This is a genomic window from Streptomyces nanshensis (assembly GCF_001751255.1).
GTDB classification, from domain to species: domain Bacteria; phylum Actinomycetota; class Actinomycetes; order Streptomycetales; family Streptomycetaceae; genus Streptomyces; species Streptomyces nanshensis_A.
Genome location: NZ_LJGW01000238.1, coordinates 1 through 15572, shown reverse-complemented (window position 1 = coordinate 15572; position 15572 = coordinate 1). Strand labels below are relative to the sequence as shown.

The following is a 15572-nucleotide window of genomic DNA, read 5'->3' as shown; positions in this document are numbered from 1 at the left end:
CCGACCTACCCCTTCCAACACGAACGCTACTGGCCCACGGCTTCCCCGGCTCGGGGTGACGCGGGCGCCCTGGGTCTCGTACCGGCCGAACACCCGCTCCTGGGCGCGGCGATGCCCGTCGCCGGTTCTGATGCCGTCGTACTGACCGGACGACTGTCGGCGTCCACCCTCCCCTGGCTCGCGGACCACACGGTGCACGGCGCGGCGACCCTGCCCGGTGCCGGGTTCGTGGAGCTCGCCGTCCGAGCCGCCGACCAGGCCGGCTGCGACCGCGTCACGGAGCTGACCGTGACCACGCCGCTGGTACTCGGCGCGCACGAGGGCACGACCGTCCAGGTGTGGGTCGAGGCCCCTGACGACGAAGGGCGCCGCGCCGTCACCTTCCACTCCCGGCCTGCGGCAGCCGAGGACGGTCCGTGGACCCGCAACGCCACATGTGTGGTCACCTCCTCCGCGGGCGACCCCCCGGCGCCACCGGCCCTGCGGTGGCCGCCGGAGGGAGCCGAATCGGTCTCCCTCGACGGCTGGTACGACGACACCGGACAGGCCGGCGTCTCCCGCGGCCCCCTCTTCCGGGGACTGCGCGACATATGGCGCCTCGGCGACGAGATCTTCGCCGAAGCCGAACTTCCCGCGCCCGCCCCCGAAGCACGCGCCTACGGGCTCCACCCGGCGCTGCTCGACGCCGCCCTTCAAGCGTTCGACGCCTCCGCGGAAGACCGCGAGGACGCCGTGCCCGTCGCGTTCGACGGGCTGTCGCTGCACGCCTCGGGCGCGTCCGCGCTACGTGTTCGCCTCACCCGCAGCGGGCCGCACACCCTGTCGTTGGCGGCGTTCGACGAGGACGGGGAGCCGGTGATCACAGCCGACACCGTCGACATGGCCGTACCGGAGGCCGGCCACGCCGCGGTCGCACCCTCCTCGGCCCGGCGCGAATCGCTGCTGCGACTGGAGTGGCCCGAGGTGCCCGAGGGTGACGTCCCGCCCGCCGCTTCCGGCGAGCGCTGGGCCGTCGTAGGGCCGGACGACTTCGGTCTGGCAGCGGCACTGGCCGCCGGAGGGCAGAGCGTGGCCGAAGCGGCGCCGTCTCTGTCCGAGGCGGTCGGTGCCGACGGCGCGGTCCCCGACATCGTGGCCGTCCCGGTGCCCGCGGAGGACGGAGCCGACGTCGCCGGTGCGGCGCACCGATCCGCCGCACGGGCACTGGAGTTGGTGCGCGAGTGGCTGGCGGACGACCGATTCGTCCGCTCCCGGCTGCTGTTCGTCACGCGCAGCGCCGTCACGACCGGTGCGGAACGCCCCGCGGCGGCGTCCCGCACCGGCCCGGCCGCCGCACCGCAGACTGCGCCCGTGTGGGGGCTGGTGCGCTCCGCCCAGGCGGAGAGCCCGGGAAGTCTGCTCCTCGTCGACGTCGACGGCACCGCGGAATCCGCCGCTGCCCTGTCGCGCCTGCCCGCGCTGCTCGACGCCGGGGAGACCCAGGTCGCGGTGCGCGAGGGCACCGTACGCGTCGCACGTCTCGACCGGCTGCCCGCCGAGGAGTTCGCCGCAGAGCCCGCCGAACCCGGAACCGGCGAGGCCGCCGAGGACGCCGAGGACGCGACCGCCGAGTGGGACCCCCACGGCACGGTGCTGATCACCGGCGGCACCGGCGGACTCGGGGCCGAACTGGCCCGGCACCTCGTCGCCGTACGCGGCGCGCGGCATCTGCTGCTCGCCTCCCGGCGCGGCCCCGACGCACCCGAAGCGCTCGCCCTGCGGGCCGAGTTGACGGCCCACGGCGCCGACGTCACCGTCACAGCCTGCGACACCGCGGACCGCACCGCAGTCGACGCTCTCGTGGCAGGCGTGCCGTCCCGGCATCCGCTGACGGTGGTCGTCCACGCCGCGGGCGTCCTCGACGACGGCGTCGTCCCCTCGCTGACCGGGGAACGCCTCGACGCGGTGCTCCGCCCGAAGGTCGACGGCGCCTGGAACCTGCACGAAGCCACACGCGGTCTTCCACTGGCGGCGTTCGTCACCTATTCGTCCGTCGCCGGCGTCATGGGCGCAGCGGGTCAGGCCAACTACGCCGCCGCCAACGCGTTCTTGGACGCCCTCGCCCAGTACCGCACCGCCGTCGGCCTGCCAGGCCAGTCCCTCGCCTGGGGCCCCTGGGCGCAGGAGACGGGCGGCGCACGCGCGGGTGGTCTGACCCGTTCGCTCTCCGAGCAGGACATGCGCCGCATGGGCCGCTCCGGCATGCCGCCCCTCACCACAGAGGAGGGCCTGGCACTCTTCGACGCGGCCACGGCGCACGGCGGCGCGCTCCTGGTGCCGGTGCGTCTCGACACACGGCGTACCCGTACCGGTACCGCCGTGGGCCAAGTCCCCGCGGTACTGCGCCTGTTGGTGCCGCAGGGACGGCGGGCGGCAGGCGACCGTCCCGCCGGAGCCGACCTGACGCAGCGGCTCGGCGCCATGCGGAAATCCGAACGTGCCGGCTTCCTGACGGACCTGGTGCGCCACCACGCGGCCGGAGTGCTGGGGCATGCCTCGCCCGAATCCATCGACGCGGAGCGGGAGTTCCGGCAGATGGGCTTCGACTCGCTGACGGCGGTGGAACTGCGCAACAGCCTGGGCGGCGCCACCGGCGCACACCTGCCCGCGACCCTGGTCTTCGACCACCCGACGCCCGCCGCCGTCGCCGCGCACCTCGCGGACGAACTCCTCGGCGACGGAGGGGAGTCCGGCGGCGCGCTGGCCGAACTCGACCGGCTTGAGGCCGCATTGGCCGAGGGCGACCCCGAAGACCTCGCCGCCGCGGGAGTGGCCTCCCGGCTGCGGAACCTCCTGGCCCGCTACGGCGGCACGGCCCCCGACGACGGCGCCGAGACAGAGGTGGCCGAGCGCATCCAGTCCGCAAGCACGAACGAGGTACTGGCGTTCATCGACAACGAGCTCGGACGACGCACGAACGCAGACCCCGACCGCTGATGAGGAAGGTTCACTGGCGATGCCGGACGAAGAACAGCTCGTTGAGTACCTGAAGTGGGTCACCGCGGATCTGCACAAGACCCGGCAGCGCCTCGAAGAAGTGGAGGCCGGGCGTCACGAGCCGGTGGCCGTCGTCGGCATGGCGTGCCGCTTTCCCGGCGGCGTCCGCAGCCCCGAGGACCTGTGGGACCTGGTGGCCGCCGGTGGCGACGCCGTCTCCGACTTCCCCTCCGACCGGGGCTGGGACCTGGGCGCCCTCGCCGGTGACGGCAGCGGCCACAGCGCCACCCTCCAGGGCGGATTCCTCTACGACGCGGGCGAGTTCGACCCCGGCTTCTTCGGCATCTCACCCCGCGAGGCCCTCGCGATGGACCCGCAGCAGCGGCTGCTGCTGGAGGTCTCCTGGGAGGCGATCGAGCGCGGCGGCATCGACCCCGTCTCACTCCGCGGCTCCCGCACCGGTGTCTTCGCGGGCACCAACGGCCAGGACTACGGGCACCTGCTGCTCGCCTCGCAGGAGGACGTCGAGGGGCACGCCGGGTCCGGCACGTCCGCGAGTGTCCTGTCCGGCCGGGTCTCCTACAGCCTCGGCCTTCAGGGCCCGGCCGTCACCGTGGACACCGCCTGCTCATCCTCGCTGGTGGCCCTGCACCTGGCCGCACAGGCCCTGCGCGGCGAGGAGTGCTCCCTCGCGCTGGCCGGAGGCGTCACCGTCATGTCGACGGCGGCCGGCTTCGCCGGCTTCACCCGCCAGGGCGGGCTGTCGCCCGACGGGCGCTGTCGCGCCTTCTCCGACGACGCGGACGGCACCGGCTGGTCCGAAGGCGTCGGCGTACTCGTCGTCGAACGCCTCTCGGACGCGCGCCGCAACGGGCATCCCGTGCTGGCCGTGCTGCGAGGCGGAGCCGTCAACCAGGACGGTGCCTCCAACGGACTCACGGCCCCCAACGGCCCCTCCCAGCAGGCAGTCATCCGGGCCGCCCTGCGCAGCGCCGGCCTCGCCCCGTCCGACGTCGACCTCGTCGAGGCGCACGGCACCGGCACCACACTCGGCGACCCCATCGAGGCACAGGCCCTCCTCGCCACCTACGGGCAGAGCCGCAGGAAACCGCTGTACCTGGGGGCGGTGAAGTCCAACATCGGCCACACACAGGCCGCCGCGGGAGCGGCAGGCGTCATCAAGTCGGTCATGGCGCTCAGCAACGAGACGATGCCGCCCACGCTGCACGTGAACTCCCCGTCGACCCACGTGAATTGGGACGCCGGCGCCGTCGAGCTGCTGACGGGATCCGTCGCGTGGCCCCGTACGGACGAGCCTCGCCGCGCCGGCGTCTCCTCCTTCGGCGTCAGCGGCACCAACGCCCACCTCATCGTCGAAGAGGCCCCGGACGCGGGCGATGCCGGGGAGACGGAGGACGCACCGCCGCCTCTCGCGCACACCGGCCCCGTCCCGCTGCCCGTCTCGGGGAAGACGGCCGGAGCCCTCGACGACCAGTCGGGACGCATCCGCGAGAAGATACGCGACGGCTCCGCCTCCGCCCTCGACGTCGGATACTCGCTGGCCGTCTCCCGCTCCCGGTTCTCCCACCGCGCGGTGCTGCTCGCGGACGAGCACGGCATCGCGGAGGCCGCGCGGGGAGTGGCGTCCGCCGAAGCGTCGGTGGGCGTGCTCTTCTCCGGCCAGGGCGCTCAACGCCTCGGTATGGGACGGGAGTTGTACAGGCGTTTCCCCGTGTACGCCGAGGCCCTGGACGCCGCGCTGAAGCACCTGGACGGCCCCGTGCGGGAGGTGATGTGGGGTGAGGACGCTGAGGCTCTGAACGACACCGCCATGGCGCAGCCCGCGCTGTTCGCCACCGGCGTCGCCCTCTACCGTCTCGTCGAATCCCTCGGTGTCGCCCCCCGGTTCGCCGCGGGCCACTCGATCGGCGAGGTCACCGCCGCGCACGTCGCAGGAGTGCTCTCCCTGGAGGACGCCTGTGCCCTGGTCTCCGCGCGGGCACGGCTGATGGGCGCGCTGCCCGCGGGCGGCGCCATGGTCGCGGTGCAGGCCACCGAGGCGGAAGTGCAGCCGTTGCTCGGTGAGGGAGTGGAGATCGCCGCAGTCAACGGTCCCGCGTCCCTCGTCGTCGCCGGCGCGGAGGAACCGGTCCTCCGGCTCGCCGCCGCCGTGGAGTCCCGTGGCCGCAGGACCTCACGGCTTCAGGTCTCCCACGCCTTCCACTCGCCGCTGATGGACCCGATGCTGGAGGACTTCCGGCAGGCCCTGGCCCGGATCACCTTCCACGAGGGCGAGTCGGCTCTCGTCTCCAACCTCACCGGAGACCTCGCCGGCGAAGAGGTCCGCACGCCCGAGTACTGGGTGCGGCACGTGCGCGAGACCGTCCGCTTCGCCGACGGCGTCCGCGCCCTGCGGCGCGCCGGCGCGGGCGCACTGCTGGAGCTGGGCCCCACCGCGACGCTCACCCCCATGGCACAGGAGAGCCTGGAGGACGCCGAAGCACCCGCCGCCTCCGGCACCCGCACGTCCGGCACCCGCACGTCCAGCGCCGGGACGCCGGAAACCGAGCAGACCGAACGGTCCGGCGGTGACGGCGCGCAGTCCGCGGACCTCGCACGCCCCGTGCCCGTCGTTCCGCTGCTGCGCAAGGACCAGCCGGAGGAGACCGCCGCCGCGACGGCCCTGGCCCGCCTGCACACCGCCGGCGCACCCGTCGACTGGTCCGCCTGGTTCTCCGGCACCGGAGCACGGCTCACGGACCTGCCGACCTACCCCTTCCAGCGTGAGCGCTACTGGCCGTCGCCCCCCGAAGGAGCCGCCGCGGCCACGGCCCCCCGTCCGCCCTGGGCGCAGGAACCCACCGTCTACGGAGTGGAGTGGACGCCCGCGCCCTCGTCCGCGCCCGCCGCGGCGTCCGCCCGGTGGGCCGTCATCGGCGCCGACGAGTTCGACCTCGCCCACCTGCTGCACAGCGCCGGACAGAGCGTCACCGCCTACGGGGAGACACTCGCCGGGGCCATGGTCGACGGCGGCGCCGTGCCCGACGTCTTCCTCGTGCCGCTGGTGGGCCGGCGGGACGAGGACGTGCCCGCCTCCGCACACGAACTCGCCGCCCGCGCCCTCGCTCTCGTCCAGGAGGCCGTGGAGGAGCAGCGGTTCGCCGGCTCACGCCTCGTCTTCGTCACCGGCGGGGCCTTCGCCGCCGACGGGGAGAAGGTCACCGACGTCGCGGCCGCCGCCGCCTGCGGCCTGGTGCGCTCGGCCCAGTCGGAGAACCCGGGACGCTTCCTGCTGGTCGACATGGACGGCGCCGAACTCTCCGGCGCACTGCTGCCGTCCCTCCTCTCCCTCGACGAACCGCACCTGATGGTGCGTGACGGCACGGTGCACGTGCCGCGCCTGGCCGAACCGGCCGTTGACGACGGGGTCCAGCCCCCACAGTGGAACCCCGACGGCACCGTGCTGATCACCGGCGGCACCGGCGGACTCGGCGCGGAACTCGCCAGGCACCTCGCGTCCGAACGCGGCGTGAAGCACCTCCTGCTGGCCTCGCGGCGCGGCCCGCAGGCCCCCGGCGCAGAGGAACTGCGCGCCGAACTCGCCGCCGCGGGCGCCGAGGTGACACTCGCGGCCTGCGACGCCGCCGATCCCGCCGACGTGGACGCGCTGCTCTCCCGCGTCGGCGCCGAACACCCCCTGACCGCCGTCGTGCACGCCGCGGGCGTCCTCGACGACGGACTCGTCGCCTCCCTCACCCCGCGGCGTCTGGCCGACGTGCTCCGGCCCAAAGTCGACGCCGCCTGGAACCTGCACCACGCCACCCGCGGCAGCGACCTGGCCGCCTTCGTCCTGTACTCCTCCGTCGCGGGCCTCCTCGGCGCCGCCGGACAGGGCAACTACGCCGCTGCCAACACCTTCCTGGACGCCCTCGCCGCGCACCGCCGCGCCGACGGACTCCCCGCGGTGTCCCTGGCCTGGGGCCCGTGGGCCGAAGCAGGCGGCATGACCGGCGCCCTCAGCGACGCCGCGATGGAACGCATCGCCCGCTCCGGCATGCCGCCGCTGACGACCCGGCAGGGCATGGCCTGTTTCGAGCTCGCGCTCACCCGCGAAGACGCCGTACTGGCACCGCTGCACCTCAACACGGAGGCCCAGCGGCGGCAGGGCGTGCCGCCGCTGCTGCGCGGCGTCGTCTCCGACGGGGGCGGCACGGGCGCCGCGGCCACGCAGACCTCGGGCGTCACCATGCTGGACCGGCTCGCCGGGCTGGACGCCGCCGAACAGGAGGCCGCGCTGCGGGACCTCATCGTGAGCACTGCCGCAGTGCTGCTCGGCCACTCGTCCTCCGACGGCATCGAACCCGAACGGGACTTCCTCGAGCTCGGATTCGACTCGCTGATCGCCGTCGAGCTGCGCAACCAGCTCTCCGAAGTTCTCGGCGTGCGGCCCCCCACGTCCGTCGTCTTCGACACCAAGACCCCGGCGCGGCTTGCGCGATGGCTGCTGGACGAGCTGCCCGAACACCTCGCACACGGCGGGGGAGGGGCTGCGCCCGGCCGGTCCGCGGCGCCCGCGGCCCACCACGGCGACACCCTGCAAGGGCTGTTCACCGAGTCCGTACGTTCCGGGAAAGTCCTCGAAGGGCTCCGCATGCTCAAGACGGTGGCGGCGCTGCGGCCGACGTTCGAGACGCCGGCCGAACTGGAGGAACTGCCCGCGGCCGTCACACTCGCCGACGGCGGCGCCACCCCACGGCTGATCTGCATCAGTGCCCCCGGGGCGACGGCCGGTGTGCACATGTACGCCCGCATGGCGGCCCAACTCCGCGGTAAGCGGCACGTGTCGGCCCTGCCGCTCGTCGGCTTCGCAGAGGGCGAGATGCTTCCCGCGACCACCGAGGCCGCGGCCCGCGTCGTCGCCGAGTCCATCCTGCACGCCAGCGACGGCGAGCCTTTCGTGCTGGTCGGCCACTCCTCGGGCGGCACCCTCGCCTACTTCGCCGCCGCCGTGCTGGAGGAGGCGTGGGACGTGCGGCCCGAAGCCGTCGTCATGCTCGACACCCTCAGCCTCCGCTACGACAGCCACGAAGGCATGGACTTCGACGCCGTCACCACCAACTACTTCAACACCATGGACTCGCCGGCCGTCAGCATGAACAGCGCCAAGCTGTCCGCGATGGCGCACTGGTTCATCAAGATGACCGACATCGGTCTGGAGACCAGCGTGCCCAAGCTGCTCGTCCGCTGCGGCAAGGAAGTGGACGGCACCGACTTCGAGACGTCCTCCGCTTCCTCGGCCCCTCCCGTCTCGGTGCCCGCCGACGACGTCCGCGTCGTGGCGACCGACCACATGGCCATGGTCAAGGAGGACTCGGCCATGACCGCCGACGTCATCGAGGACTGGCTCGGCACCCTCGCCCGGTCCGGACGGTGACGGCGGCCCCGCGGACCGCTCGCCCCGGCTCGGCCACCACGCACCGACCCCAGGAGGCTCGACCCATGACCGACGCAGCCGAACTGCCCACGCTCGAAGCCGAACAGCCCGCCATTCTCACGCTCTCGCAGTTGCGTCTGGACCTTCAGGCCAAGGCGCCCGTCTGCCGCATACGCACCCCCGCCGGTGACGAGGGGTGGATCATCACCCGTCACGCCGAGGTCAAGGCCCTGCTCCAAGACGACAGGCTGGCCCGTACGCACGCCGACCCCGAGAACGCGCCCCGCTACATCCGCAACCCGATGCTGGACATGCTCATCACCGACGCGGACCCGCAGGAGGAGCGCGAGTCCCACGAAGCCAAGAGGGTCCTCTACACGCAGAGCTTCGCCGCCCGGAAGGTACTGGACCACCGCAGCAGGGTCGACGCCATCGCCGAGCAGCGTATCGACGCCATCCTCGACAAGGGCCGTCCCGCCGACCTGCACGCCGACTTCTCCATGCCGTACTCGCAGCAGGCCCTGTGCGACATGATCGGCATCCCGCCGGAGGACCGCGAGGAGCTGCTGGCCCGCATGGACGGAGCCCGGGAAGTCGACCGCGGCGACGGTGGCGCCCCGGACGGCCAGGAGCGAGGGGGGCAGGACGCCTCTGGGGACGACCACGGAATGGCCGCCCTCTTCGGCTACGCCGCCCGCATCGGCGCACGCAAACGCGGCGAACCCACCGACGACGTCATCTCCCGCTTCATCGAGTCGGGGCTCAGCGACGACGAAATCGGCCTGCACACCGTGACGTTGCTCTTCACCGGCCTCGCCGGGGTCGCCAGCCACATCGACTTCGGGACGCTGCTGCTGGCCACCAACCCGAAGCAGCGCGCGGCGGCGATGGACGACCCCGAGATCATGGCCCGCGCCGTCGACGAGGTGCTGCGCGCCACCGTGGGCAGCCCCGTCCTGCCCCGCTACGCCCACGAGGACATCGAGATCGGCGGGGAGACGATCCGCACCGGAGACCTGGTGCTCCTCGACTTCTCCCTCGCCAACTTCGACCCCCGGGTCTTCGACCGCCCCGGCGAGTTCGACGTCGGCCGCACCCCGAACCCCCACTTCACCTTCGGGCACGGCATGCGGCACTGCACCGGGGCGCCGCTGGTGCGGATCCTTCTCCAGTCCGCGTACACGAAGCTCTTCGACCGGCTGCCGGGGCTTCGCCTGGCCGTACCGCAGGAGGAGCTGCGCCCGCACCCCGGAGGCCGCCTGGCCGGCGGCCTCGCCGAACTGCCCATGACCTGGTAGCCGTTCCGGCTGTCGGAGGGGATCCTGCCATGACCGCAGTGGACGACGTCCGCGGCCGGCGAGCGGAGTACGAGAGCCCGGACGCACCGCGCCGCGGGCAGCACCCCGGGCAGCCTGACGAGCGGCGGACGGAGCAGGCCCGCGCCGCGGCGTCCGCGGGCGACGTCCGGCAGGTGCCGGACGGCCCGGACGAGGGCGCCGCCCGCGCCCAGCACGCACGCGGCAAGCTGACGGTGCGCGAACGTCTCGACCTGCTGCTGGACGCGGGCTCCTTCCAGGAGTTGGAGCCGTTGCGGCGCCACCGGGCCACCGGCTTCGGCATGGAGGACGAGCGTCCCCGGACCGACGGAGTCGTCACCGGACACGGCACCGTGGAGGGGCGTCCTGTCTTCGTCCGGGCCCACGACGTCCGCTGTCTCGGCGGCTCACTCGGCGAGGCGCACGCGGCGAAGATCCACCGCCTCATGGACCTCGCCCTGTCCGCCGGCGCGCCACTGGTCGACATCAGCGACGGTGGGGCCGCCCGGATACAGGAGGGCGGGACGGCGCTGGCCGGATACGGCGGCGTCTTCCGCCGCCAGGTGCGGTCGTCGGGGATGATCCCGCAGATCAGCGTCGTCCTCGGCGCGTGCGCCGGAGGAGCGGCCTACGCTCCGGCCCTCAGCGACTTCGTGTTCATGGTCCGCGGCGTCTCCCGCATGTACGTGACAGGCCCGGAGACGGTGCGGACCCTCACCGGGGAGGACGTCACCGCCGAGGGCCTGGGCGGCGCCCACGTCCACGGAGAGACAAGCGGCGTCGCCCAGTTCGTCCACGACGACGAGGAGAGCTGCCTCGCCGACGTACGCCGCCTGCTGAGCCTGCTGCCCGCCAACAACCGCGCACTGCCGCCCCGCGAGGTGCCGGACGACGCTCCCGGCCGCCGGTCCCCGCGGCTGCTGGACCTGGTGCCCGCCGATCCCCGGCTGCCCTACGACATGCGGGCGGTCATCGAGGAACTCGTCGACGACGGCGACTGGTTCGAGGTACACGCCCCCTGGGCCGCCAACGTGATCTGCGCCTTGGCACGGCTGGACGGCGACGTCGTCGGCCTCGTCGCCAACCAGCCGTCGGTGCTTGCCGGTTCACTCGACATCCACGCAGCCGAGAAGGCCGCCCGCTTCGTTCAGACCTGCGACGCCTTCAACATCCCCCTCGTCACCCTCGTCGACGTGCCCGGCTTCCTGCCCGGCAGCGCCCAGGAACGCGGCGGCATCCTCCGGCACGGCGCGAAACTGCTCTACGCGTACTGCAACGCCACGGTCCCGCGGGTCTCGGTGATCCTCCGCAAGGCATACGGCGGCGGCTACATCGTCATGGACAGCCAGTCCATCGGCGCCGACGTCACGCTCGCCTGGCCGTACAACGAGATCGCCGTGACGGGAGCCGGCAGCGCCGTGGACGTCGTCTGCCGCGAGGAGATCGAGGAGGCCGCGGACCCGGCGGCGACCCGCGCCGAGTGCGCCAAGCGTTACGAGGAAGAGCTGATGCACCCCTGCCACGCTGCCGAACGGGGCCTCGTCGACGACGTCATCGACCCCGCCGGAACCCGGGCGGCACTGATCGACGCCCTGGAGATGCTGCGCACGAAGCACGCCGGCCTTCCCGACCGCAAGCACGGCAACCCGCCGCTGTGACAACCCGCCGCTGTGACAGGACGCGACGCCGGGACCGTCCGTGTACTACTGCGCCGACCCCGCGCCCGCCCCGGAATCCGGCCCCTCGGTCCCCGCCTCAGCCTCCGCCTCCGCGCTGTGACCCGGTGCATCGTCGGCGGCGTCCCGCATCGACCCACCGTCCGCCCGGTCCAGTACGCGGACGAGGGCGTCGGTCAGTGCGCCCACCGCGTCCTCCACGCCTTCCGGCGAACGCCACGCGACGAACCTGTCCGGGCGGACCAGCACCGCACCGCGCGGCCCGATGCCCCGGTGGGCGACCCACGTCGAGCGGGGGTCCAGGAAGTCGCCGTCGAGATGGCCGACGCGCACCGCCTCCACGGGGACGTCCAGCGACTCGGCGGTCTTCTTCGCCGCCGCGACCCACTCCTCGCCCTCCTCCCCGGCGATCACCAGGAACGCACCCGGCCGCACCAGGTCCGCCACCGGCAGCCGCGCGCCCCCCGAGCGCTCCAGCCACGCGTGCGGCAGGGGCGCGCCGGGGCGGGTGCCCGGCCGGTAGATGCGCACGGGGTCGGGGTTGGCGGGCTCGGGCGTACCGTCGGCGACCACCGCGGTGGACACCTCGTAGGTGTAGCCGTAGTCCAGCCCGAGCGCGTCGAACTCCATGGACTGGCTGGCGATGGCGCGGTTCGCCTGCACGCGGAAGGCCGTGTTCTCCCCGGCGTCTCCCGCGGCGTCCTCTCCCCGGCTCTCGCCGTTTCCGTCTCCCCAAAGGCGGTGCAGGGCGGCCCAGTTGGCTTCCGGGTCGCTGCCGGGACCCATCCCCATGGCCTGCACGGCCAGCAGATGGCTGACGGCGTTGTTCACCGCGTGCTGCACGTTCCGCGCCGCGATGCGCTTGCGCTCGTCCTCGTAGGTGTCCAGCAGGCCCTCCCCGGCGCGCCCGTGCAGCACCGCCGCGAGCTTCCAGGCGAGGTTGTGGGCGTCCTGCACCGCCGAGTTGAGGCCGAAGCCGCCCGTGGGGGGATGGCGGTGCGCGGCGTCGCCGAGCAGGAACACCCGCCCCAAGCGGTAGCGTTCGGCGACGACGCCCTCCAGACGCCAGCGGGTGATCCGGTGGACGGACAGCTCGTGGTCATGCAGACCCAGCGACTCGCGCAGCTCCGCGACCACCGCTTCGTCGTCGAGTGACGCCACGGCCTCTTCCGAGTCGTTGAGGTGTACCACCCACTCCTCGGAACGCCGGCCCCAGTTGTCGGGCCCCATCGGCACCAGCGAGACGCCCACGCCGGACTCGGGCAACCACAGCCAGCGCACCAGGACTTCGTCGTCCTCCAGCAGCTCCGACAGGTCGGCCGAGAAATGGATGGAGACCATGCGCGCAATGTCGTCGGCGCCCTCCACGCCGACTCCCAGGGACGGCCCGATGAGCCGCCCTCCGTCACAGGCCAGCAGATACCTGGACCGGACCCGGTAAGAGGCGCCACGGGCACGGTCCACGACGGTGGCGGTCACCCCGTCCTCGTCCTCCTCGAAACCCGTCAGCTCGTGCCCGAAGTGGACGCCGCCGGGGGCCAGTTCCTCCGCGCGCCGCCGCATCAGCGGCTCCAGCCGGATCTGCGGCAGGTTCGCCGGACGGCACGCGCTGGCCGCCGCCCACGCCGGGTTCGCCCCTCCCGCACCCCACGCCTCGATCTTTCCGCACCGGCGCCCGTACTCTTCGCGGTCGCCCGCCAGCCCCGCGTACCAGCCGGCGTGAGACATGTTCTGCGGTGGCGTGCTCAGCTCGTACACGCTCTCCGCCAGCGCCACGTCACGGAAGATCTCCATGGTGCGCTGACTCAGCACGTGCGCCTTCGGCAGCACGGAGGTGTCCTGCGATGCGCACGCCAGCCACGTTTCGACGCCCAGTTGGGACAGCAGCATCGACGCGGTCAGCCCCGCGCAGCCCCCTCCGGCGATCAGCACGGGAACGTCTACGGCGGCATCCGCAGGGGCAGGGGGAACGGCCGAGTCGGACACGGGGCCTCCTCATTGGGGACGTGCCCGTGAGCGTACGGCGCGGGGCACTAGGTGATCGCTCAGTCTCGTGCGCCGTCCGGCTGCGCTCCGCCCGGAGCGGGCAGGCATACGGGCGGACGCGACGGCCGTCCCCGGGAGTTGGGCAACTAGGGAATTTCCGGCACGCGTTGCTGTGTACTGACCGCCCGTGCCGCCGTCCTCCTGACGAAGGGGAGTACATGAGCGAACAGACCGACCGCCCCGATGAGCAGTCCCCGGCGGGCGAGCGGCGCAACGGCGAGGAGTCGCCTCTCGCCGGCATCTTCGGTCTCCTGCTGGACGTGGGCGTGCCGATCACCTGCTACTACGTGCTCAGCAAGGGCGTCGGCCTGAGCGTCATGGCTTCCCTGGCGTGGAGCAGCGTGATGCCGGCGGTCCGCACATCCTGGAGCATCTTCGTGCGGCGCAGCACCAACCGCTTCGCCCTCGCCGTCCTGGTCGTCACCCTCGTCGGGCTGGTGCTGAGCCTGTGGACGGGTGACGCCCGGCTGATGCTCGCCAAGGACAGCGGCGCCACCGCCGCACTGAGCATCGTCGTGCTCGTCTCCACGCTGCGCGGTACGCCGCTGATGTCGGCGGCGCTGCGGCCCTGGCTGGTACGGGGCGACGCGGAACGCGGCTCCGCGTGGGGCCGGCTGTCCGCGTCGTCGGACCGGTTCAAGACGGCGGAGCGCCGCTACTCGGTGGTGTGGGGCCTTGCGCTGCTCACCGAGTGCGTGCTGCGCGTCATCGGCGCTTACACGCTGCCCGTGGACTTCATGGTCTGGTTCGGCACGGTGATCCTCGGCGTGTGCGTGGCGGTCGCCGTCGCGGTCTCGGGACCCCTCGCCACCAAACCCATGGAGAAGATGATCACCGCGGAAGCCGGTGCCCCCGCCGCGGAGGCCGGCGCACGGCGCCGATAGCGAACCACGGCGCGCCGCAAGCCCGCCGGCCGAGAACGGCCGGGCCCTGCCCGGAGCGCTACGCGGCGGGCTTGCGGGCGACCACGGCCCCGTTGGCCCCCGCTGCCTCGAACCGCACCACGTACGGGTCCGCGAAGCCCGCGTCGGTGAGCCAGGACGCGTAGTCGGCCTCGGAGTAGTTCTGGCCTCCCGGGTGGGACAGCAGCATGTTCATCCCCATCAGGGCCGCCGTCGACGGCCCGGTGCGGTCCGCGTTCACCAGCAGCTCGCACACGAGGACCGTCCCGCCGGGCTCCAGGGCGTCCCAGCACTTCTTGAGCAGCTCGCGGTTGGCCGCCTCGTCACCGCAGTGCAGCACCTGGCTGAGCAGCATCACGTCGTGGCCGCCCGGTAGTTGGGGGTCGGCCGTGAAATCACCGGGCACCGCCGTGACGGCGTGCTGCATACCGGCCGCCGCGACCTTCTCCCGCACGATGTCGCACACGTGCGGGAGTTCGTAGACCGACGCCTCAAGACCCTCTGCGCTGCGGCACAGTTCGATGGGGAAGCCCCCGGAGCCGCCGCCGACGTCCAGCAGCCGGCGGTGCTGCGAGAAGTCGTAGACCTCTCTGAGCGCTCGCGCCGTGTAACCGGCGAGCGCATGCATCGCGTTCCAGAAGAAGTCCATCAGGAAGCGGTCCTCGTCGGAGGCGAAGACGCTGTCCTGCTTGTCGGAGTCGACGAACATCGGCCGGTTCGTGCGCAGCGACTGCACGACGTGCTGCCAGCCCGGATACATCGCGTGGTTGTAGAACTGCAGGTAGCCGCCGAAGAAGTACGGACGCCCCTCGACCAGATAGGCCTCCGAGACGGGCGCGTTGCGGTACCTGTCTCCCTCCTTCTCCAGCAGTTCGATGGAGGTGAGCGCCGTGAGGAGGATGTCCGCGGGCCGCAGTTCGAGGCCGATCAGCTCGGCGAACTCCTCAACTGTCACGGCACGCCCGCCTTCGAGCTTCGTGAACACGTTCAGTTCGACCCCGGCCGCGAAGGTCTTGAAACTCATGAAGCCGTTGGTGAGTTGCAAGAGCGGCAACTGCGACGGCCCCGACTCGGCGTTCGTCATCAACTCTTCTCCCGCGTGCTGTGACGGTCCATGGACCCCGCTGTGTTGCCCGGTTGAGGCTATGGCCGGGCTTGTTAGTGGAATCCCTACATCGGGGTGGCGGTGGTGGTTCTGGGTGGTGTGCCTGCGGGCCGGGCT

At 72.7% G+C, this 15572-nt stretch carries 7 protein-coding genes; 5 read left to right on the top strand and 2 right to left on the bottom strand.

All coding sequences use genetic code 11. The features are described 5' to 3' along the window. From AN218_RS13995 to AN218_RS13980, 4 genes are all read left to right on the top strand, one after another. Nucleotides 1-2976: type I polyketide synthase (locus tag AN218_RS13995; RefSeq protein ID WP_141747573.1), on the top strand; the 2976-nt coding region annotated here is incomplete at its 5' end. 19 nt (nucleotides 2977-2995) lie between these two features. After that, on the top strand, nucleotides 2996-8410 hold the full coding sequence (locus AN218_RS13990) for an SDR family NAD(P)-dependent oxidoreductase (protein WP_070017170.1): 5415 nt from the start codon (nucleotides 2996-2998) through the stop codon (nucleotides 8408-8410). A 65-nt stretch (nucleotides 8411-8475) separates the two neighbouring features. After that, entirely contained in the window at nucleotides 8476-9708 is a 1233-nt protein-coding gene (locus AN218_RS13985; RefSeq protein WP_070017169.1) for a cytochrome P450, read from the top strand. Nucleotides 9709-9737: 29 nt separating this feature from the next. Beyond that, on the top strand, nucleotides 9738-11384 hold the full coding sequence (locus AN218_RS13980; protein WP_079132157.1) for a carboxyl transferase domain-containing protein: 1647 nt from the start codon (nucleotides 9738-9740) through the stop codon (nucleotides 11382-11384). Between the two features lie 45 nt (nucleotides 11385-11429). Here the strand turns inward: AN218_RS13980 and AN218_RS13975 are convergent, their stop codons facing one another. Then, a complete protein-coding gene (locus AN218_RS13975; RefSeq protein WP_079132156.1) occupies nucleotides 11430-13388 on the bottom strand; it encodes an FAD-dependent monooxygenase in 1959 nt (652 codons plus the stop codon). Between the two features lie 218 nt (nucleotides 13389-13606). Between AN218_RS13975 and AN218_RS13970 the strand changes: the two genes are divergently transcribed. Beyond that, nucleotides 13607-14332, top strand: a complete 726-nt coding sequence (locus AN218_RS13970; RefSeq protein ID WP_244900451.1) for a VC0807 family protein — start codon at nucleotides 13607-13609, stop codon at nucleotides 14330-14332. A gap of 58 nt (nucleotides 14333-14390) precedes the next feature. Here AN218_RS13970 and AN218_RS13965 read toward each other — a convergent pair whose 3' ends face one another. Next, a complete protein-coding gene (locus AN218_RS13965) occupies nucleotides 14391-15434 on the bottom strand; it encodes a methyltransferase (RefSeq protein WP_070017167.1) in 1044 nt (347 codons plus the stop codon). Nucleotides 15435-15572: the final 138 nt, after the last annotated feature.

Bases quoted from the DNA above. Each gene is read 5' to 3' on its own strand.
- AN218_RS13990 (WP_070017170.1), top strand. From the start codon at position 2,996: ATGCCGGACGAAGAACAGCTCGTTGAGTACCTGAAGTGGGTCACCGCG.
- AN218_RS13985 (WP_070017169.1), top strand. From the start codon at position 8,476: ATGACCGACGCAGCCGAACTGCCCACGCTCGAAGCCGAACAGCCCGCC.
- AN218_RS13980 (WP_079132157.1), top strand. From the start codon at position 9,738: ATGACCGCAGTGGACGACGTCCGCGGCCGGCGAGCGGAGTACGAGAGC.
- AN218_RS13970 (WP_244900451.1), top strand. From the start codon at position 13,607: ATGAGCGAACAGACCGACCGCCCCGATGAGCAGTCCCCGGCGGGCGAG.
- AN218_RS13965 (WP_070017167.1), bottom strand. From the start codon at position 15,434: ATGACGAACGCCGAGTCGGGGCCGTCGCAGTTGCCGCTCTTGCAACTC.